This window comes from Flavobacterium sp. (assembly GCF_043722275.1).
GTDB lineage: Bacteria > Bacteroidota > Bacteroidia > Flavobacteriales > Flavobacteriaceae > Flavobacterium.
In genome coordinates, this window is sequence record NZ_JAYSPC010000006.1 from 1 (window position 1) to 22,442 (window position 22,442).

General features: G+C 34.5%; 16 protein-coding genes and 1 pseudogene. 13 read left to right on the forward strand and 4 right to left on the reverse strand.

All coding sequences use genetic code 11. The features are described 5' to 3' along the window. Positions 1-876, forward strand: an 876-nt coding sequence (locus tag ACHZDT_RS00575; protein WP_394772717.1) for a T9SS type A sorting domain-containing protein, incomplete at its 5' end; no start/stop codon positions are given. Between the two features lie 113 nt (positions 877-989). On the opposite strand, the gene ACHZDT_RS00580 is transcribed toward ACHZDT_RS00575, so the two are convergent. Next, positions 990-2,543: an aldehyde dehydrogenase family protein gene (locus ACHZDT_RS00580; RefSeq protein ID WP_394772718.1), complete on the reverse strand. Its 1,554-nt coding sequence runs from the start codon at positions 2,541-2,543 to the stop codon at positions 990-992. 181 nt (positions 2,544-2,724) lie between these two features. Between ACHZDT_RS00580 and ACHZDT_RS00585 the strand changes: the two genes are divergently transcribed. Next, on the forward strand, positions 2,725-3,684 hold the full coding sequence (locus ACHZDT_RS00585; protein ID WP_394772719.1) for an MBL fold metallo-hydrolase: 960 nt from the start codon (positions 2,725-2,727) through the stop codon (positions 3,682-3,684). 175 nt (positions 3,685-3,859) lie between these two features. Here ACHZDT_RS00585 and ACHZDT_RS00590 read toward each other — a convergent pair whose 3' ends face one another. From ACHZDT_RS00590 to ACHZDT_RS00600, 3 genes are all read right to left on the reverse strand, one after another. After that, entirely contained in the window at positions 3,860-4,012 is a 153-nt protein-coding gene (locus tag ACHZDT_RS00590) for a hypothetical protein (protein WP_394772720.1), read from the reverse strand. Positions 4,013-4,318: 306 nt separating this feature from the next. After that, complete coding sequence (locus ACHZDT_RS00595; RefSeq protein WP_394772721.1) at positions 4,319-4,858, reverse strand: 3-hydroxyanthranilate 3,4-dioxygenase; 540 nt, start codon at positions 4,856-4,858, stop codon at positions 4,319-4,321. A 134-nt stretch (positions 4,859-4,992) separates the two neighbouring features. Continuing rightward, complete coding sequence (locus ACHZDT_RS00600) at positions 4,993-6,096, reverse strand: endonuclease/exonuclease/phosphatase family protein (RefSeq protein ID WP_394772722.1); 1,104 nt, start codon at positions 6,094-6,096, stop codon at positions 4,993-4,995. 135 nt (positions 6,097-6,231) lie between these two features. On the opposite strand from ACHZDT_RS00600, the gene ACHZDT_RS00605 reads away from it, so the two are divergent. The 11 genes and pseudogenes from ACHZDT_RS00605 to ACHZDT_RS00655 all read left to right on the forward strand — a co-directional run bounded on the left by ACHZDT_RS00605 (position 6,232) and on the right by ACHZDT_RS00655 (position 22,326). Beyond that, positions 6,232-7,362 carry a serine hydrolase domain-containing protein gene (locus ACHZDT_RS00605; RefSeq protein ID WP_394772723.1) on the forward strand — a complete coding sequence of 377 codons (1,131 nt, stop codon included), beginning with the start codon at positions 6,232-6,234 and terminating at the stop codon, positions 7,360-7,362. A gap of 101 nt (positions 7,363-7,463) precedes the next feature. Next, on the forward strand, positions 7,464-8,363 hold the full coding sequence (locus ACHZDT_RS00610) for an LD-carboxypeptidase (RefSeq protein WP_394772725.1): 900 nt from the start codon (positions 7,464-7,466) through the stop codon (positions 8,361-8,363). A 155-nt stretch (positions 8,364-8,518) separates the two neighbouring features. Beyond that, a pseudogene (locus ACHZDT_RS00615) lies at positions 8,519-8,888 on the forward strand (YraN family protein). A gap of 119 nt (positions 8,889-9,007) precedes the next feature. Beyond that, entirely contained in the window at positions 9,008-9,664 is a 657-nt protein-coding gene (locus ACHZDT_RS00620) for an aspartate kinase (RefSeq protein ID WP_089477609.1), read from the forward strand. Between the two features lie 393 nt (positions 9,665-10,057). Beyond that, the gene (locus tag ACHZDT_RS00625; RefSeq protein ID WP_394772726.1) at positions 10,058-10,621 is read left to right on the forward strand and encodes an RNA polymerase sigma factor; all 564 of its coding nucleotides are present in this window, start codon (positions 10,058-10,060) and stop codon (positions 10,619-10,621) included. A gap of 760 nt (positions 10,622-11,381) precedes the next feature. Further along, entirely contained in the window at positions 11,382-12,563 is a 1,182-nt protein-coding gene (locus ACHZDT_RS00630) for a FecR family protein (protein ID WP_394772727.1), read from the forward strand. 190 nt (positions 12,564-12,753) lie between these two features. Beyond that, positions 12,754-15,966 (forward strand): TonB-dependent receptor, encoded by a 3,213-nt coding sequence (locus ACHZDT_RS00635; protein ID WP_394772728.1) that lies wholly within the window; start codon positions 12,754-12,756, stop codon positions 15,964-15,966. Positions 15,967-15,973: 7 nt separating this feature from the next. After that, the gene (locus tag ACHZDT_RS00640; RefSeq protein WP_394772729.1) at positions 15,974-17,482 is read left to right on the forward strand and encodes a RagB/SusD family nutrient uptake outer membrane protein; all 1,509 of its coding nucleotides are present in this window, start codon (positions 15,974-15,976) and stop codon (positions 17,480-17,482) included. Positions 17,483-17,495: 13 nt separating this feature from the next. Next, positions 17,496-18,602 carry a SusE domain-containing protein gene (locus tag ACHZDT_RS00645; protein WP_394772730.1) on the forward strand — a complete coding sequence of 369 codons (1,107 nt, stop codon included), beginning with the start codon at positions 17,496-17,498 and terminating at the stop codon, positions 18,600-18,602. 114 nt (positions 18,603-18,716) lie between these two features. After that, entirely contained in the window at positions 18,717-20,096 is a 1,380-nt protein-coding gene (locus ACHZDT_RS00650) for an alpha-amylase family glycosyl hydrolase (RefSeq protein WP_394772731.1), read from the forward strand. A gap of 49 nt (positions 20,097-20,145) precedes the next feature. Beyond that, positions 20,146-22,326 carry a glycoside hydrolase family 97 protein gene (locus ACHZDT_RS00655; RefSeq protein WP_394772732.1) on the forward strand — a complete coding sequence of 727 codons (2,181 nt, stop codon included), beginning with the start codon at positions 20,146-20,148 and terminating at the stop codon, positions 22,324-22,326. Positions 22,327-22,442: the final 116 nt, after the last annotated feature.

Sequence of the window (22,442 nt, forward strand, 5' to 3'; positions counted from 1 at the left end):
CTTACTTCTACATCAAACAACAACCAAACTGTCGCAAGCGGAACAGCCATTGGCACTATAGTTTTTACATGGGGAGGAACTGCTACAGACGCAACAGTAACAGGATTACCAGCCTCTGGAATTAGTTTTATGAAAAATATTTCGGCAAAAACAATCACTATTTCCGGTACACCAACAGTTACCGTATCTTATTCTATCGCCACAACTGGAACCGGAACAGCAGCAACAGGATCAGGAACTATTACTGTAACGACAAGTAATCCAAGTACAAATCAGATTCATAATTTTACAACTTCGGGAAAAACAAGTTCGTTTTATACTATTACCGGAAACATGAATTCTACAGCTGGATCTGTAACGTATAATGGATTAACATTAACAGAACGTTTAAAAATTGAATCAGGCACAACAATAACGTACACAACTACGAATTCATCAACATTGACTTTAGTTTTTGATTCTAATTTTACAGGAACAGTAAAAGTTAATAATGTTTCTTACACTGCGTCAGCCGGAATAGTTACTGCATCGATACCTGCGGGAACAAATACAATAAGCAAAGGATCTGTTGCAAACTTATTTTATATAAGTACAGCCTATGCCGGAATTACATTACGTACAGCAGACTTTAACGAAACTCAAATAGCGGAAATTACCAAACCGGTTGTATATCCAAATCCTGTTACAAATTCATTATCAATTTCAACTAAACAAAACATAGAAAAAGTTGTAATCTATAATGTTTCAGGAATGCTGGTAAAAACAGCCGATAAAAATACTGAAACAATAGATGTAAGTAATTTAACTCCTGGAACTTATTTAGTAAAAGTATATACTAATAATGGATCATTTAATCAGACGATTCTAAAAAAATAAACTATTCTTAAAAGTAAAAGGCTTCCAATTTTTAGACTGCACCCAAAAAGTTAGACACTATTTGGGGGCAGTTCATTTTGGAAGCCTTTTACATTTTATGAATTTAAATAATACTACAAATCAAATTTGATTCCTTGTGCCAAAGGCAAACTTGTTGTGTAATTGATCGTATTAGTTTGACGTCGCATATATATTTTCCAGGCATCAGATCCAGATTCACGCCCGCCACCAGTTTCTTTTTCTCCTCCAAAAGCACCACCAATTTCTGCTCCTGAAGTTCCGATGTTCACATTTGCAATTCCGCAATCAGAACCTACCACAGATAAAAATCTTTCCGCTTCACGAAGATTATTAGTCATAATAGCGGATGATAATCCTTGTCTTACTCCATTTTGAACGTCAATGGCATTATCAACATCTCCAGAATATTTAATTAAATATAAAACCGGAGCAAATGTTTCGTGCTGTACGATCGCAAATGAATTTTGAGCTTCGGCAATTGCTGGTTTTACATAACAGCCACTTTCATAACCTTCACCGGAAAGCACTCCGCCTTCAACTAAAATTTTTCCGCCTTCGGCAACTACTTTGTTCAAAGCAACTGCATACATTTCAACGGCATGTGTATCAATTAAAGGTCCAACATGATTATTTTCGTCAAGCGGATTTCCAATTCGTAATTGTTTGTAAGCTGCTACTAAAGCGTCCTTTACTTTATCATAAATACTTTCATGAATAATCAATCTACGTGTTGATGTACAACGTTGTCCGGCAGTTCCTACAGCACCAAAAACAGCACCAATAACTGTCATTTTTATATCAGCATCCGGAGTAACAATTATAGCATTGTTTCCTCCTAACTCTAATAATGATCTTCCTAAACGTCCTGCAACAGCTTGTGCAACAATTTTTCCCATTCGGGTTGAACCTGTAGCAGAAACTAACGGAATTCTGGTATCAGCCGTCATTAATTCTCCTATTTTATAATCTCCATTAATCAAACATGAAATTCCTTCAGGTAAATTATTTTCTTTAATAACCTGAGCAATAATATTTTGACATGCAATTCCGCAAAGAGGTGTTTTTTCAGAAGGTTTCCAAACGCAAACATCTCCGGCAATCCATGCCAGAGCAGTATTCCATGACCAAACTGCAACCGGAAAGTTGAATGCCGAAATAATCCCAACAACTCCTAACGAATGATATTGCTCATACATACGGTGTCCCGGTCTTTCAGAATGCATCGTTAATCCATGAAGCTGACGGGATAATCCCACTGCAAAATCACAGATATCGATCATTTCCTGAACTTCACCGTATCCTTCCTGCAATGATTTTCCCATTTCATAAGAAACTAATTTACCAAGAGCTTCTTTGTTTTCACGTAATTTTTGTCCAAACTGACGAACAATTTCTCCACGTTGTGGCGCAGGAATTAAACGAAAAGTTTTAAAAGCCTCTGTCGCTGATTGCATTACTTTTTCGTAATCTTCCTGTGTTGACATTTTTACCGATGCAATTAACTTTCCGTCAACCGGTGAAAAACTGTCTAAAATTTCTCCCGAAGAAAAATTCTGTACACCAGTCGATGTTCCTTCATTTACCAATTTGATGCCCAATTTTTCCAGAGCCTCATTCATTCCAAATTGCGATGCTATTGTTGTCATTGTAACTTTTTTAGTTAAAATTGTTATATTTTTATGTAAAGATATTATTTCAAGTTGAATTTCAACCGAACGCCTTTGTTAAAATCAAGTAAATTTAGGATTAATAAAAATGAATTAAAGAAATATACCGCGATTTATTCCCTTTAATTCATGAAATTTGTAATCATAAAATTATTTAAATATGTCTGATTTCAATCGGTTATTGTTTTGCTTGGTTTTAATTTCATTTAATGCATTTTCTCAAAAAGAGCAAAAAGCTTCGTTTCAGGTTGTTCCATTAGGAATAAAAGGCGGAATTGATGAAAAAAATCTATCGGCTTATTTAGTTGCTCCAATTAATACTAACGATTTCATTTCCTTAGATGCAGGAACTATAAATGCAGGAATTGAGAAAGCAATTGAAAATAAAGTTTTTAAAGTTTCTACAAGTGAAGTTTTACGAAAATATATAAAAGGATATTTTATATCGCATGCGCATTTAGATCACGTTTCGGGATTGATTATTAATTCTCCTGCCGATTCATCTAAGACCGTTTACGCTACTGAAAAATGTATGCAAATGATGGAAAATCATTATTTTAATGATGAAACCTGGGCTAATTTTGGTGATAAAGGTCCTGGAAAACCATTGAATAAATATCATTTTCAGACTTTAAATATTGGCGCAGAAACTCCAATTACGAATACAACCATGACAGCAAAAGCTTTTCCGCTAAGCCATGTCAACCCGTTTGAAAGTACGGCGTTTTTAATCAAAAACGGAGATTCATATGTACTATATTTAGGAGACACGGGACCTGATGCTGTAGAAAAAAGTGATAAGTTAAGATCTCTCTGGACGGAGATCGCGCCTCTTATAAAAAGCAAACAATTAAAAGGAATATTTATTGAAGTTTCTTTCCCTAATGAGCAACCTGATCAGTTTTTGTTTGGACATTTAACTCCAAATTATTTAATGAAAGAACTTCACGTTTTAGCAGATTTGTCAGGAAAAGATACACTAAAAGGTTTCAATATTATTGTAACACATTTGAAACCGCCAACAAAAAACATCGAAATACTTAAAGAACAATTGCAAAAGCAAAATGATTTAGGGTTGGAGATTATTTATCCTGAACAGGGGAAAAAGTTTGAGTTGTAAGCATGGTGAAATTAGCTTCAGATTGCGACTAGATTAAACGGATTTGTTTCCTTTTTCATTTCGACCGAAGGGAGAAATCACACTCGAAACTCCGCAAAAAATGTCGCCAATCTTTGTCGATCAACTAGTATGATTTCTCCTGCGTCGAAATTGACAAAATTGTGGGTAATTGTACTTATATAATCTTTTTATTTCTTAATTCCTCCAGCATTTGTTCATGAGTTATAAAATCCCCATTTTCAATATTACGTTTACCTTGTTCTATAGCTGCTTTTAATTCCTTCAAAAAATCTTCTTCATTGAAATTATTTACAATAATATCTTCCATATTTTAAATCTATTAAAATTCTTGTATTTGATTCTTCTCAAATTATAATGTAGTCCTTTTTATACTGATGCCCTAGCCCCGATAGAAGTGAAAATCCTTTTTCTGGCTTCTTTAGCCAGGAAAAGATTGTAACGGATAGCGGGAAATAGCTCCTAAAAAAATTAAAATTCCAACTTTGAAATTACTCCGCCTGTTCGCTATAGCTCGAGTCCAAATTCCAAGAAAAGCCCTTATCCAAAGATCTTTATTCTAGTATAGATACCTAACAGGTTTTAAAAACCTGTTAGGATATGCTGACTCAATTTATTATTTATTCGCTACAAATCTAGGATCAGATTCCATTACGGTTCCGCATTTATCGCAGGTTCTTAGTTCTAATGAATTATAGAAATGTTCGAAATGCGGCAGGAAATCTTTTTCAATATTGTGCAATTCAAAAAGTACTTCGTAGAGTTTATGATTACAGTTTTCGCAATGCCAAAGCAATCCGTCAGTATATCCTTTGCCGGCACGTTTACGCTCGATTACCAAACCTATAGAACCTTCTGAACGAACTGGTGAATGTGGAATTTTTGCTGGATGCAAATACATATCGCCGGCATGTAATTCCATTTCTTTACGTTCGCCGTCTTCCTGAATAATCACTTTTATACTTCCTTCGAGTTGGTAAAAAAGTTCTTCGGTTTCATTGTAATGATAGTCTTTTCGCGCATTTGGTCCCGCGACAATCATCACGATGTAATCACCGGAATCCACATAAAGATTTTTATTTCCAACAGGTGGTTTAAGTAAATGACGGTTTTCGTCGATCCATTTAGTAAGATTGAAGGGCTTTGCTATTGACATTTTTTTGAAGGTTAATTTGTATGAAGCTAAGTTAAGCAAAAGTTTTCGGGTAGAGGTGCACAGCAGTGCGTCTTTTGATAGATGTTTTATCTTCTTGCCTAGACGCACTGCTGTGCATTTCTACAGTTGCGACTCTACAATTTCATCTCTTTTATCAAATAAATATAAACCGGAAAATGGTCGCTAAAACCAACTTCGGTTAAACTGTGGCGTAACGGATATCCTTTATATTGTCCTGAAGTCTGAACAAGAAAAGGTTTGTTGAAAATACCTGCTTTCCAAAATTTGAATGTTGAGAAATCAGGTTTTATTAGAGATTCTGTTATTATAATTTGGTCAAAAATATCCCAGGAATCTCTAAAGGCAATTGTTCCCATACCTTTATTTGCCATTTCTTCAAACGGATTAAAAGTACCAAATTCCGGAACTTCATTCTTTTTTGCTTTTGCACCTAATGCTACTTTTACACTTCTATTAAACGGACCGTCGTTTAAATCGCCCATCGTCATGACTTTTGCATTCGGATTTATTTGTTGAAGCGAATCTATAATTCTTCTGTTTAAATTTCCCGCTGCTTCACGAAACGGACTACTTTTTTTTTCGCCTCCAGATCTCGATGGCCAGTGATTTACAATAATATGAATCTCCTCATCTTCCAGAAAACCTGTTATTAAAAGCTGATCTCTTGTGAAAATTCGGTTTTTATTCTCCGTTTTTATTTCGACTTCATCATCTGTTTCTTCCTTTTTTTCCTCTTTTGCAATCAAATTGTTTTTATAGATATATAAAGGTATATTCGAATAGGATGTGGGTTTAAAATATTTTTTTTGATAGAGTAATGCAACATCAATTCCACGTTTGTCCGGTGAATCAAAATGAATGATTCCGTAATCGAAATGCTGCAATTTAGGCTGTTTGATTAAGTCTTCAAGAACGCCACGATTTTCAATTTCCGAACCTCCAATTAATGTTGGTGCGTTTGAATTTTCCGGCGTTCCTATTTCGGACAAAACTCTGGAAAGATTTTTTAATTTCTGTTCGTACTTTTCTTTTGTCCAATGTTGCGCTCCGTTTGGCGTCCATTCGTCATCGTGGGTTGTTGGATCGTTTATCGTGTCAAAAAGATTTTCGAAATTATAAAAAGCAACGCTGTGAATCGTGTATTTTTTGGATTGTGCCTGTAAAAATGAAAATGAAAAAATTGCAATACAATAAATATATAATCTGATAAGCTTCATAAACGGATATTTTAAAAAAGCTCAATTTAAACAAATAAATCAATTTGTAGGAAATTTCCAATTATTTTATTTGATTTTACTTTTTTTATTTCGGATTGTCTTGTAACTTGCTGACTCAATTGCCTATTCAAAAAAATGAAAAAACATCTTTTATTCTTTATTCTATTTATAATTTTCAGCTCTTCTTATGCACAGAAAAACATCGCTTTTATTGATAGTGTGAGAATAAAACATAACATTCCGGAACTCGCCTACGCTGTCGTTTCATCCAATGCTATAGTAGAAATTCAGGCTTTAGGAAATCAAAGAATCAATAGTTATTTAAAGGCAAATCTTTCAGATAAGTTTCGTTTGGGCTCAATTACAAAAACGATTACAAGTTATATAGCTACGGTTTTGATTAAAGAAGGTAAAATAAAATGGAACACTAAATTTTTTGATCTATATCCTGAATTAAAATCAAAAAGTAATCCCGCAATCTATAATTTCACATTACAGGACTTTTTGACTTTTCGTGCCAATATAAATACTTGGTCTTATGGGAATAATACACCAACTCAGGAAGAAATTAAAGGAAATAATCAGCAACAACGTTATGAATTTATTGCCTGGTTTTTGCAACAAAAACCTATTTTAGAAAAACAAGAAATTTATTGGTCTAATCCGAGTTATGTCGCGGTGGGACTTATGCTTGAAAAAGCTACTGGTAAAAGCTATGAAACTTTAGTATACGAATTAGGTAAAAGTTTAAAAATAGAGTTTGAATTCGGTCAGCCCAATTTAAAAAATGAAAATGAACCTTGGGGACATGACGAAAATTTACAACCGGAAGCTCCGGCAACAAACTATAAACTGAATTGGCTTTCTTCAGCAGGAAATATAAATGTTAGCTTACCAGATTATTGTAAATTTACACAAATGCAATTGCAGGGTTTATCAGGGAAATCTAAAATATTAAGTGCTCAAGATTTTAATAAAATGCATTACGGATTGCCTGAATTTTCTTTTGGATGGAATTCTGAGATCAAAGAAAGTAATCAGTTAAAATATTCTTTTCATAACGGAAATCCTGGAACATTTTTAACCAAAGTATATATTTGTAAAGCTATTGACAAAGCTTTTATTCTTTTTGCTAATGTACAATCTGAAGAAGCTGATAAAGGATTAATTTTAATTTTAGAGGAATTACAAAAAAATATGGCGGTTAATAACAACTCAAAAAACAAGTTAAAATATTTTATAATTTTAAGCAAAAAGAAACAATGAATATTACCAAACTCTTAAACTTCAGGAAACAATTTTCTTTTTGTAAATTCGTATTTCTTATTTTTGCTTTACAATCATTCAACTGTCAATCCCAACAAAATATGATAACACCACCTTATTTACAAAAAGGAGATACTATAGCTATTTTAGCAACTGCCAGAAAAAATGTCGACGATAACTTAAAACCTACCATCGATTTATTGCATAGTTGGGGGTTAGAAGCCGTTGTAGGAACCACTATTGGACTTGACTTTAATCAATTAGCCGGAACCGATGAGCAACGTGCCTCAGATTTTCAGCATCAGTTGGATAACCCTAATATAAAAGCAATTTGGTGTGTTCGTGGCGGATATGGAACTGTGAGAATGGTTGATCTTTTAGACTTTACTAAGTTTAAGCAACACCCAAAATGGATTATAGGTTTTAGTGATGTAACGGTTTTACACAATCATTTGAATACAATGGGTTATAAATCAATTCATGGCGTAATGCCGGTTACGATTCCGCGCGCTACTCCTACCGCAATTAGTTCTATGAAATCGAGTTTGTTTGGTGAACCATTATCCTATTCTGTGGCGCCGGACAAAATGAACAGATTCGGGAAAGCAACCGGAGAATTAGTTGGTGGGAACTTGTCTATTTTATACAGTTTATTAGGTTCTCCATCAGCAATTGATTGCAAGGACAAAATTTTATTCATCGAAGATCTTGACGAATATCTTTATCATATTGATCGTATGATGATGAATTTAAGACGTAATGGATGTATCGAAAATCTTAAAGGAATTATCGTTGGCGGAATGACCAAAATGAAAGACAATGAAGTTCCGTGGGGGAAAAATGCGGTTGAAATTGTAGACGATGTTACTAAAAAATATAATATTCCGGTAATTTTTAACTTTCCGGCAGGACATATTCAGGACAATCGAGCTTTGATAATGGGAAACACTATTACAATCGAAGTCAACGAAACAGGAAGTACTGTTTCTTTTCAAAAATAATATTACAATTCCTTAAAGAATAAGGAAAACTACAATACCACACAAAAATCTCGCAAAGACACAAAGTCGCAAAGTTTTATTTAATTCTTTGCGACTTTGTGTCTTTGCGTGCAAAACAAACTCATAACTAATAACTCAAAACTCATAACTTAAAAGTGGCTGAACATAATGAACTTGGGAAAAAAGGAGAAAATCTTGCTGTAGAATTTCTTCAGAAAGAAGGATATAAAATTTTAGATCGAAACTGGACTTTTCAAAAGGCTGAAATTGATATTATTGCACAAAAAGATGAAATTTTAGCAGTTATTGAAGTTAAAACCAGATCAAGTTTGGATTTGGTGCTCCACAAGATTTTGTAAAGCCTAAAAAGATTCAACTTCTTATTAAAGCAGTAAATGCCTACATAAACGATAGGGAAAAGGATTTTTGTGATGATTTGAATATAAGATTTGATATTGTTGCCATTCATAAAAGTGGTGAAACATTTGCAATTGAACATCTACAGATGCTTTTTATCATTTTTAACATAAATTTTTATTGTTATATTTGTAACAAATTGTTTTTTTATTTATATTTGCAAAGATTTATAACATCGCTATTACACCAAACAACCACAATTAAGTTACAAAAAAAAGAAAAAAATTATGAAAACCGTTTCTTCAATCGTCGAAAATTACATTAAAACGAAACCCTTTTTATTAAATGCGTTATCGCTTGGAATCATTAACCTAACCTCTCTTTCCCGGAACATTATGACCGAATTAGAAAGTGAATTTGGTAAAGAAGTCAAACAAGGCGCAGTTGTAATGTCCTTAAAACGACTCACTGAAGAATTAGATTTTAAATTAAATCATAAAATTAATAAGGTAATCAAGAATATTGGTGAAATTACCGTTCGCTCAGAATTGACGGATTATACTTTTGCTGCATCAGAAACGGTTTTAAACAAACAAGCCGATTTAATTTCTGACATAAATGCCTTATCTGATATATTTTACACCTCATCTCGTGGCGTAAATGAAACTAATATTGTTGTTAGCAGCAGTGTAAATCATTTAGTTGAAAAGCACTTTGTGAGAGAAAAATTAATTCAGAAATTAGATAATTTAGCTTCTATTACCGTAAAATTACCAAAGGAAAATATCGTTGTTCCGGGAATTTACTATTTCATTTTTCAACGTTTAGCTTGGGAAGGAATTATAATAAACGAGGTAATTTCTACTTCAAATGAATTTACTATTTTAGTTGGAGAAGATCAGGTTGATGTTGCTTTTAAAGTAATTAAAGATTTGAAAAACTAAATAAAAATTTTATTTAACAGAATCACATTTCAGATTTCTCATTTTTATATAATCCTTTTGTCTTTTAAAAAAGATAAAGGGATTTTTTTGTGATATCTTATTACTAAATCATCAGATATAACATCTTAAATAAGAATATTCGCAATAATTCTAGATCGAAATAATTAATTTCAAAATATCAGTTAGTAAAACCCACGCTTGATAAAGAGCCGTTTAGAAGTACCTTTACTGGGATTATATATAAATTTTATTAAAAAAAATACAATTAAGTTTTTTTTAATAAAATTTGTTGCGAATAATATTTTTATATATTTGCTAATCAGTCAGCAAATTAGAGTACCCATTTTGATAGTATCATAATATAATTAGATTTAAATACGACTAATTAAATTAATGTTAGAAACGAAAGACTATAGCGAAAAATTATTGGTGAGTGAACTCAAAAATGGCAACGAAAAAGCATTTCGTTCACTTTTTGATTTATATTACCAGGATATATATGGTTATAGCATCAGTTTATTAAAATCAAAAGAAGCTGCTGAAGAAAATGTACAGGATGTTTTTATGAAAGTCTGGCAACATCGTGAAAACTTAAATATCGAACAATCTTTTAAAGCATACATTTTTACCATTGCCAGAAATCAGGCATTTAACTGCCTCAACAAAGCTGCAAATGATGTTTTGCTGAAAGAAAAGATTTTTTACGAAAGTCAGAAATCACATGAATACGGAGATTATTCGATTCGTGAAGAAGATTGTAAAAAGCTCAGGAAAGAAGCAATGAAACAATTGCCGCCAAAACGAAAGCAAATTTTTAAGATGTCCCGTAAAAAAGGCATGAGTTATGAAGAAATCAGTCAGGAACTCGGCATCTCAATCAATACAGTCAGGAACCAAATGAGTAAAGCGTTAGAATCAATGCGAGTCTTTTTTCAAGTTCATGACGAAATTATCTAAACCACAAAACCAAGTTAACCATCAAAATCACTCTTTTCAGAGTGATTTTTTTTGCCTAACCGTGAAGTTCGCAAAGGTTTACACAAAGAGCGCAAAGTTTGTCCTTTCGACCGAAGGGAGAAATCACACTCGTAATTCTACAAAGATTGGCGATTTTGTTTGCGGAGTTTCTAGTGTGATCTCTCCCTCCGGTCGAGATGACAAAACTGAAAGTCAACAGCAAACCCGACAGGTTTTTAAAACCTGTCGGGTTTAGTCACGTTGCGGAGATTTCTCGAAGAAAAGCAAATTGCTGTCGAGTTACTAGTGTGATCTCTCCCTCCGGTCGAGATGACAAAACTGAATGTTGAACAGTAAACCTGACAGGTTTTAAAAACCTGTCAGGTTTAGTCACGTTGCGGAGATTCCTCGAAGAAAAGCAAATTGCTGTCGAGTTTCTAATGCGATCTCTCCTTCCGGTCGAGATGACAAAACTGAATATTGAACAGCAAACCCGACAGGTTTTTAAAACCTGTCGGGTTTAGTCACGTTGCGGAGATCTTCTTCGAAATGAAAAACAACTCATTTATCCTCAAAAAAAAGAAAATATTTTTAAAAAAATATTTTAATCGAAAAACTCAACAAAATCAATACTTACCGAGCTTTATCACAACAATAATCACATTCAAATATGTTAAAATTAAAAAATTTACAACGTTTGAGTAGTACTCAACTTGCTTTCAACTGTATTATATAAAACCCGGACCTAAATCAATTCGTAATGAATTCAAATTCTGAAATGCAACACCTTTTACAAAAGTTTGTTTTAAACCAATGTACGCCCGATGAAACAAACGAGGTAATCGACTATTATAAAAAAAATAAACTTACGGATGATTTTCCTTCGGTAGAAGATATTCAAAATCTTTTGACTGAAATGCCTAAAATGGATCAGCAAACTGCTAATACTATTTTTGCAAACATTTTGGCTAACACTCAGGAAAATGAAACTGTGATAGCAATTACTCCTAAAAAATCAAATTTCAAAAAATACATTTCGATTGCTGCTTCTTTAGTTGTTTTATTAGGAATTGGACTTGCTTATCAAAAAGGAATTTTCAATACAACTAAAACAGAACCTAAATTCGACTTTAAAAGTACTGATATTGTATTGCAATTAGAAGACGGAAAAGTTCAGATTATATCCGAAAATAATTCGGTTCAGGTAAAAGACTCAAAAGGAAATGTGGTTGGAAATCAAAACGGAGATAAAATTATTTACGAAAACAATTCTGATTTAGAACAGGTAACGTACAACACGATAAAAATTCCGTACGGTAAAAAATTCAAGTTGCAATTGTCTGACGGAACGCTTGTTCACTTAAATTCAGGCACAACTCTTAAATATCCCATTAAATTTATTGTTGGTGAAAACCGACAAGTTTTTCTGGATGGTGAAGCTTTTTTTGATGTTGCCAAAGATAAAAAGCATCCCTTTATTGTAAATGCAGATGCCTTGAATGTGCGTGTTTTAGGAACTCATTTTAATGTTTCTAATTATCCTGAAGATGCTGCAACAGATGTTGTTTTGGTGGAAGGTTCTGTGGGAATGTACAATTCAAACGAAAATTTTGATGCTACAAAAAACACGATCTTAAAACCAGGTTATAAAGGAAGTTTCAATAGAGAAAACACTTTAATCTCAACAAAACCAGTCATTACTGATATTTATACTTCATGGATAAATGGTGGTTTGACTTTTAGAAATATGACTTTCAAAAATATTATTACAAAACTGGAAAGACGTTACAATGTTACAATTGTAAATAAAAACGAAAAATTAGCCAGCGAAAAATTCAATGCAAGTTTTAACGATGAATCTATTGAGAAGGTTATGAGCTATTTCAATGATATTCATGGCATTCATTACACCATAAAAAACAATCAGATACTAATTAAATAACCACAAAAAACATGACCAATTATGAAGAATTAAAATTACAGGAATAAAAAAATCGGAAAGAGCTGCGAACAATTTCCGATTTACTAAGTGATTGAATATAACGAATTAACTACAATCAATTAACAAAATTATGAAAAAAAAATCTAAGAACATTGGGTTCCTATACTCATTGTTCCAAAATGACCTAAAATTGAAACTAACTACACTACTTATTTTGGTCGCCATGTTTAATATTAGAGGAAATACTTATGCCCAAAAGACAAAAGTAACTCTTGAATTAAACAATTCAACAATCGAAAAGGTTATTGAGACCATTGAACAAAAAACAGATTTCAGGTTTATTTACAAACTAAATGACATTGATCTTGATCGTGTTATCTCTATTTCTGTAAAAGACCAAAATATCAATATTGTTTTAGATAAACTTTTTAAAGGAACTCCAACTGAATTTAAAGTGAGAGATACTCAGATTATCCTGAAAAAGCCAGAGCTTAAAACAGAAAATATTGACTATCAAAAACAAACTGTATCCGGAATTATTACTGATGAAAATGGTTTGCCTTTGCCGGGAGCTTCGGTTATTGAAGAAGGAACAAAAAACGGAATGGTAACTGATTTTGACGGAAAATATAAACTTACTGTAGAAAGTGCTTCTTCGGTAATTATTGTATCTTTTGTTGGCTATAAAGAAAAAAAAGTAGTTGCCAGTCAAAATATTATCAACATTCAGCTTATTCCTGACGCTACAGATTTACAGGAAATAGTAGTTGTAGGATACGGTTCTACAGCCCGAAAAGATGTTACAGGAGCGGTTTCTTCCATCGCTGCAAAAGATATGAATCAAGGCGCAATTGTAAATCCGTTACAATTGATTGCAGGAAAAGCTGCCGGTGTAAATATTACTCAAATTGGTAGCGAACCGGGTTCAGGACCAAGTGTTCGTATTCGTGGAATTTCTTCTTTAATTGGAGGAAATGATCCGCTTGTAGTAGTTGACGGAATTCAGGGAAATATGGATTTGCTAAATCAGGTTCCGCCAAGCGAAATTGAAAGTATCGATGTTCTTAAAGATGCATCTGCAACTGCCGTTTACGGTTCCAGAGGAGCTCCGGGAGTTATTATCGTAACGACTAAAAAGAACAAGGCAGGTAAAACTACTATGGAATATATTGGTTCTACTTCTATCGATTTTATTCCAAAAAAATTAGAGATGTTAGATGCTGACCAATGGTGGGCAACTGCTCAAAGTGTTGGTGTTCCGGCTTCGGCAAATCATGGTTCAAATACAGATTGGTACGGTCTTTTAACGCAAACCGGAATCACTCAAACGCACACTCTTTCTTTTGGAGGAGGAACTGACAAATTCAATTACAGAGCTTCACTAACGGCTATTTTACAAGATGGAGTTGTAATTAATTCAAGCAATCAAAAATATATTGGTCGTATTCAGGCTACGCAATTGGCTCTTAATGACCAATTAAAATTGACGTTTAATTTAAATACCGGAGTAAATAATGTAACCAACAGTATTGGCGAAGTAGGAACAGTTTCGTATAAGTCAAACCTGATTACAAATTCATTATTGGCCAGACCAACTGATCCTGTTTTTAATACGAACGGAACCTATTATACAGATCCAACTATTTTTCAATATTTAAATCCTTATGCGGTGGCTCAAACTGCTATAAATGAAAGACAAAGTGATAATTTATTTGGAAGTTTAAAAGCCGAATTAGATTTAGGCAAAGGTTTTTCGGCAAACTGGTTTGGAAGCTGGAGAAAAACAAATACAACTATTGGATATTTCATGCCGGCAGAATCCACAGATGCTCTTGCAATAGATCAGAAAGGATATGCAAATATTAAAAATGAAAGACAAAATGAAAAATTAACCAATATTAGCCTTAACTATAAAAAAACTTTCGGGATTCATAGTTTCAACGCATTAGCCTTATACGAATGGCAAAGTCAGACGTATCAGGGAAATTATGCTCAGGCAAGAGGTTTTATAAACGATAATACTACTTATAACGCATTGCAATTTGGAGATTTTTCGAAAGTACAATCTTCTGATATTTCTTCTTATAAAAATGACAGAACTTTAGTTTCTTATTTAGGAAGATTAAACTACTCTTTGTTAGATCGTTATTTACTTACAGCAAGTATCAGACGTGATGGTTCATCTGTATTTGGAGCAAACAACAAATGGGGAAATTTCCCGTCAGCATCTGTTGCATGGCAAATCAACAAAGAATCATTCATGGCAACTCAAACTTTATTTAATGAATTAAAGTTGCGTGTAGGATATGGAGAAACCGGTAACCAACAAGGTCTTTATCCACAAACCTCATTGTCATTAGTGGGAAGTGCAGGAACAACTTATTTTGGAGGAATGCCTATTACCAATTTCAACATTACTCAAAATGCAAATGCTGATTTGAAATGGGAAACAAAAAAACAGACTAATATTGGTCTTGATTTTGCCCTTTTAAACAATAGATTAAGAGGTAGCGTAGACGTTTATGATTCTAAAACCGAAAATTTATTATTTGATTACACCGTACCTCAACCACCTTATCCTTATAATCAAATAAAAGCAAACGTAGGAAGTATTTCAAACAAAGGTCTGGAAATTGCTCTTGCATATGATGTTATCAAAACCGAAAACAGCACACTTACATTAGCCGGAAATGTATCCCTGATGAAAAACGAAGTGCTTAATTTAAGCGGTAGTATTAATGGTATTCCTTTAAATACAGATTATGTAGGCTGGGGAGCTGCAAACTCTTATTTAGTACAAGGAAAACCGGTTGGTGCATTTTATATCCTAGAACATACCGGTGTAAATGACAATGGTGTCGAAACAGTAAAAGATCGTGACGGAAACGGTGTTATTGATCAAGGTGTGAAAAGTCCGGATCGCTATTATGCAGGTTCAGCATTGCCAACTTATACTTTTGCATTTAACCCTTCTTACAGATACAAAAACTTTGATGCTTCTGTATTAGTAAGAGGTTCCGGAGGAAATAAAATCTACAACGCATTGAATCAAAACTTAAGTATGCTGGAAAATACCGGTAAATCAAATATTTTAGAAAGTGCTGTTGATAAAGGAATTCATTCTTCACCTTATGGATCTGATTTGTGGTTAGAAGATGGTTCATTTATTCGTTTAGAAAATGTTACTGCCGGATATACTTTCCGTTTTACAGATAAATATGTAGACTCTGTCCGACTTTCTCTTACAGGAAACAACTTATTACTGATTACAGATTATACAGGTCTCGACCCTGAATTGAATATAAGTGGGAGTGGTAATCCAGCTGATAACTTTGGTGGTGACAGGGGAATTTACCCTCGTACAAGAAGTGTTGCATTTGGTCTGACTGTAAAATTTAAATAGTAAAGAAATGAAAATTAAAAATATACTAATAGCAGGAAGCGTTTGTTTCCTAGCCCTTTTTGGATGTACAGATATCAGCGAAAATGTGTACGATAAATATCCTGCCGATGAATTTTATGGCACGCCCGAAGGTGCCAATATTGCTCTTGCAAGCGTTTATGCTGAAATTCCGGGTGACTTTCAACGCAACAATATACCAGGTGTTGGATATGCAGGCGCTGATAACGGCTGGTATGACATGAACTGTATGTCTTCTGACGAGCAGGTGATTCCGCATAGAAATACCGGAGACTGGCAACAAGATTTTGCACGTTTGCATAAACATGAATGGCTGCCAACAGATTTTATCATAAACAATACCTGGAACTGGTTGTACAAATCGGTTTTCAATGCCAATTTAGCTGTTGGATTATTAGAAAAATCAAATGCCGAAGCTTCAAAAATTGCCGAAGCGAAAGTATTACGCGCTTTCTTTTATTATCTATTAATTGATGATTATGGCGATGTTCCGTTTTTTACTGATAATAATATTACAGTAGATAAAATTCCGCAATCAAGCCGTAAAGAAATTTACAACTTTATTGTAAAAGAATTAACCGAAAACGTAGAACTGCTTTCCGGAACCAGAGGAGGAAATTATTACGGAAGATTTAATAAATGGGCAGGTTATACTTTACTTGCAAAAGTATATTTGAACGCTCAGGTTTATACAGGCGATGCAAAATGGAGCGAATGTTTAACCGCTTGTAACAAAGTGAGCGAAGGCGGATTTACACTACATTCCGGAGCAGCAAATGCTTCTAGTCCGTTAGGGAATAAATATTATGAATTGTTTGGAGATGTACTTCCGGATGATGAAACCATTTTACCTATTTACGCCACTCTTGATGTCGTTTCCCGTAACATTTATGCTGTTCGCAGCGTGTATGGTCCGCATGGTACCGCTTTATTTGGAATGGCGGGCTGGAACGGAACTATTGTTCCTAAAGATTTCTTCCTGAAATATGCCTTAACAGATATTAGAAGACAGCAGTTTTTAGTGGGCGAACAACCCGGAGGATATAATTATACCCTTGATGTAGCTTCTCTTGACAATCCCGGAGCTGATCCTCAGGCTGGAGTTCGTAATGTTAAATTTTATCCGGCTGGAGCAAAAAGTGGCGGAGGAGCTTCAAATGACTTCCCGATTTTTAGATATGCCGATGTGATTTTAATGCAAGCGGAATGTAATGCCCGTTTGGGAAATCCCGGTGCTGCAAAACCTTTTATAGATCAAATCAGACAACGTGCCGGTTTAGATGCATTAGCTGCAAACCCAACTCTTGATGATATTTATAACGAAAGAGGATTCGAACTCAACTGGGAAGGTCACAGAAGACAAGACATGATTCGTTTTGACAAATTTTTATTGGCAAACGAATTCAGACCTGCATCTCCTGCTTTCCGAAAATTATTCCCAATTCCAACATCTGCTTTAGATGCGAATCGTGGACTGAAACAAAACCCGGGTTATTAAAAACAAAACAATCATGAAAAAATATATTAGTAAATTATTCCTTTTAGGGAGCTTGCTTGTTCTGGGCGCTTCCTGTGAAAGTGAAGGTCAGTTAACGACATTAAAATCCGTTAGTTTCCCTTCTGCAATTGAAGTTTCTGCAAGTACAATAGTGCTAACAGAAGATACCGCAGATGATAATGCTTTACTTGTCTCGTGGTCAAAAGTAACCTTCCCAATTGATGCGCCGGTTACTTATGCCATTCAATTTGATTTAATTGGAGACACCAGCGGCAGCAATGCCTGGGAAAAAGCCAAAAGAGTTGTTGTTGGTGAAGATGTTTTAAGCAAATCATTTATTGCCATTGATTTAAATAAAATTGCCACAGCCTTAGGACTTCAGCCAGATGTTGCCGGAAAATTAGTAGTTCGCGTAGAAGCTGCAATGGATCGAAAAATCTACTCTGACCCTATTACTTTAACCGTTACACCTTATGAAAAAAGCGTTGTTTTTGGCGAAATTTATATGCCGGGATTCTATCAGGGAGATTTTAATGTGGGAACTGCCGCAGCTTTAACTGCTATTGCAAAAGGCGTTTATCAGGGTTATGTTACTCTTCCTCCAGGAAATGGAACTGATTTTAAATTAAACACAGCCAGAAATTGGGATCAATACTACGGTGCAGGAGCATCAAACAGTGATTTAAAAAATATGAGCGAGCCCAACTTCCATCTTCCGGGAGAAGGATCTTATCAGATAAAAGTAAATTTAAATACTTTAAAATGGACTTCTACTCCATATACGTGGGGAATCGTGGGATCTTCAACACATGCAGCAACACCGGAAGATAAAGATTATGGATGGAATCATTCTATCCCAATGTCATACAACCATGAAACTAAAACCTGGAAAGTAACTGCTAATTTATTAGCCGGAGCTTTAAAATTTAGATTAAATGATAAATGGGATGTAAACTACGGACCTGCTGATCCAACAACAAATACAATCAATAAGGATAATGGCGGCGCTTATGATATTGGCGAACCGGGAACTTATGAAATAACATTTACAATAAACGATGTAGATCCGGCAACAACAGGATATCCTGCAACTGCAACTTGTACAATCGTTAAAAAATAATCTAACGTTAATAAGCTGGATTAGTTTGAGTGATACCTGTCTTTTTTGAGCGAAAGGCAGGATATCTTTAAACTTGAAAAATTCTGAGCTTTATTAAAACCAAATTCAAAAAATATGAAATCAAATATAAATATTGCCTATACTTTAATACTTGCATTAGCATTTATTTCGTGTAGTTCTTCAGATGGCGATTCGGTCGTAAGTTCTCCTTATCAGCAATATGGAACTTCTTTCGAAAAAATGCCAAGTAAAGAAGATGCCGTAATTTATCAGGTAAACATTCGTGCATTTAGTCAGGCAGGAACATTAAAAGGCGTTCAGGAAAGATTAACTCAAATTCAGGAATTGGGCGCAAATGTTATTTATTTAATGCCAATTTATCCTGTTGGAAAAGTGAAAGCTTCGGGAGAATTAGGTTCGCCTTATGCCGTTCAGGATTACAAAGCTGTAAATCCGGATTTTGGAACTTTACAGGATCTTCAGCTTTTAGTTGAAGAAGCGCATAAAAAAAATATGGCCGTTGTTCTGGATTGGGTTGCCAATCATACTTCTTGGGATAATGCGTGGATTACTCAACATAAAAATTGGTATCAGCAAGATGACAAAGGAAATATCATTATTCCGCCGGGAACAAATTATAATGACGTAGCGCAGTTGGATTTCAATAATACCGAAATGAAAAACGCAATGATCGATGCTATGGAATATTGGATTTATAACGCAAATATTGATGGTTTTAGATGTGATTATGCCGATTTTGTTCCGCAAACATTTTGGTCAGATGCAATTACGAAATTAAGAAGCATCAAAAAAAATCAAACCATATTAATGTTGGCCGAAGGTTCAAAAGTCAATCATTTTGCTTCAGGTTTTGATTATACTTTTGGATTCAACTTTTTCAGTACATTAGAAAATATCTTTAAGGAAAGTAAACCCGCAACTACAATTCAGGATTCTAATGCTACGGAATATGCCAACAATTATACTACTGAAAACAGAGTTGTAAGATATACCAGCAATCACGATGTTAACCTTTCAGAAGGAACGCCGTTAGAACTTTTTGGAGGTAAAAAAGGATCTATCGCGACTTTTGTTGTTGCAGCATATATGAAATCTGTTCCAATGATTTACAACGGACAAGAAGTGGGATATGACAAAAGGCTTAATTATTTTGCCAAAACTCCAATTGACTGGACAACCGCAGACGCTTCAATGTTAGCCGAATACAAAAAAATAATTGCTTTTAGAAACACAAGCAACGCCGTTAAAAGAGGAACTTACACAGGATATAGCAGCGATGCTATTAGTGCATTTACAATGGTAAAAGATACCGAAAAAGTTTTGGTGCTTTCTAACCTGACCAATAATTCTGTGAAATATTTGGTAGCTAACTCATTAAAAGCAACCTGGAAAGATGCTGTCACAGGAACGTCTGTAACTCTTGGCGCCGAAATCACTTTACTTCCTTTTCAATATCTAATATTGAAGAATTAATACCCACGCAACTTTAAAATTAAATTAAATTTGCAAAAAACTAAATAACATGAATTTTCAATCCCAAAAAATGCCGCTTCAAATTCGTTTGAGCAAAAAAATAGCGTTGTTACTTTTTATATGCGCCAATTCCTTCTGGATTCACGCTCAGGAAATAACTTCACCAAACAAAAATCTTTCCTTAAAATTTGAATTGAAAGAGGGCGGAATTCCATCTTACCAATTATCATATAAACAAAAACCAGTTATAAAACCAAGTTCTTTGGGTTTAGAGCTACAAAATATGCCTTCGTTTTTGGATGGTTTTACCGTTACAAATACAGCACAATCTACAGTAGATGATACTTGGAATCCTGTTTTAGGTGAAGAAAAAACAATACGCAACAATTACAACGAACTGGTTGTGACTTTGGCTCAAGCCAAAAACAATAACAGATATATTCGAATTCGTTTTAGATTATTCAATGACGGATTGGGTTTTAGATATGAGTTTCCAAAGCAAAATGATTTGAGTTATTTTGTAATTAAGGAAGAACGTACCGAATTTCAATTAGCAGGAAATCATAAAATTTTCTGGATTCCGGGAGATTATGACACAAACGAATATGCTTATACAACTTCGAAAATTTCTGAAATTCCTTCGTTGATGAAAAAAGCAACTATCGAAATCAATGCACAATCGCCTATCAAGGAATTATCTGTGCAAACGCCTTCAATGATGAAATCTGATGATGGTTTATACATCAATATTCACGAAGCTGGTTTGATTAATTATCCGGCAATGTATCTTGAAGTTGATGCTAAAACCAACAAAATGGTAAGTCATTTAGCGCCGGATGCCGTTGGTGCAAAAGGATATATCCAGACAGATGCACAATCGCCCTGGAGAACTATTGTTGTAAGTGATAAAGCAACTGAAATTTTGGCTTCAAAACTAATTTTGAACCTCAACGAACCTACAAGTTACAAAGATGTTTCGTGGATTAAACCCGTAAAATACATCGGAATCTGGTGGGAATATTTTGTTGCAGGAAAAAGTACATGGGCTTTTGGAAAAGAAAATAATGTAAAACTAACGGATGATTTTTCTAAGCTAACGCCAAACGGAAAACACGGAGCTACAACTGAACGTGCAAAAGAATATATTGATTTTGCCTCTAAAAATGGTTTCGATGCAATCCTTATCGAAGGCTGGAACATTGGTTGGGAAGACTGGATCAACAACTGGAAAGAGGAAGTTTTTGATTACGTAACCGCTTATCCGGATTTTGATGTAAAGGCAGTTCATGAATATGCGGCTTCAAAAGGCGTGAAAATTATCATGCACCACGAAACTTCAGGATCGGCGACGAATTATGAGCGTCGTTTAGATCGTGCTTTTCAATTTATGAATGACAACGGTTACGATGCTGTAAAAACAGGTTATGTAGGTAAAATTATTCCGCGTGGCGAACATCATGACGGACAATGGATGGTGAATCATTACATCAACGTGGCCAAACGTGCCGCCGATTATAAAATCATGATTGACAGTCACGAAGCGGTTCGCCCAACGGGTTTAAACCGAACTTTCCCAAACTGGATCGCTCAGGAATCTGCTCGCGGAACTGAGTTTGAATCTATGGGAGGATTAGCACCGGATCACACCACGATTTTGCCTTTTACAAGATTAATGGGAGGTCCGATGGATTATACGCCTGGAATTTTTCAGACTGACCTTTCGTATTATGGAACCGGAAGTACGCAACGTGTCAATACAACTTTAGTAAAACAATTGGCGTATTACGTGACAATGTATAGTCCGTTGCAAATGGCGGCTGATATTCCGGGGAATTACGAGCGTTTTCCAGATGCTTTTCAGTTCATAAAAGATGTTGCTGTTGATTGGGATAACAGTTATATTCTTGAAGCTGAACCTGGAGATTACATCACGATTGCTCGTAAAGCAAAAGGAAAAGATGCTTGGTTTGTAGGCGGAATTACAGATGAAAACGCAAGAACGGCTAACATTACTTTCGATTATTTACCTGCCGGAAAAAAATTCATCGCTACTATTTACGCTGATGCGAAAGAAGCAAACTGGAATCAAAATCCACAAAAATATACTGTTACCAAAGTTGTGATAACCTCAAAAACAATTTTAAAACAGTATTTAGCTCCGGGCGGCGGTGTTGCAATTAGCATTAAGGAAGGAAATGCTACAGAATTAAAGGGATTGAAAAAGTTATAAACTAAGCTTCTATCCCGAACCTTCGGGACTGAGATACTAAGTCTCTAAGCTTTTGCCACGAATTTCACGAATTAGCACAAATTTTTAATCTGTTTAAGATTATGAAAAAGCTTAAT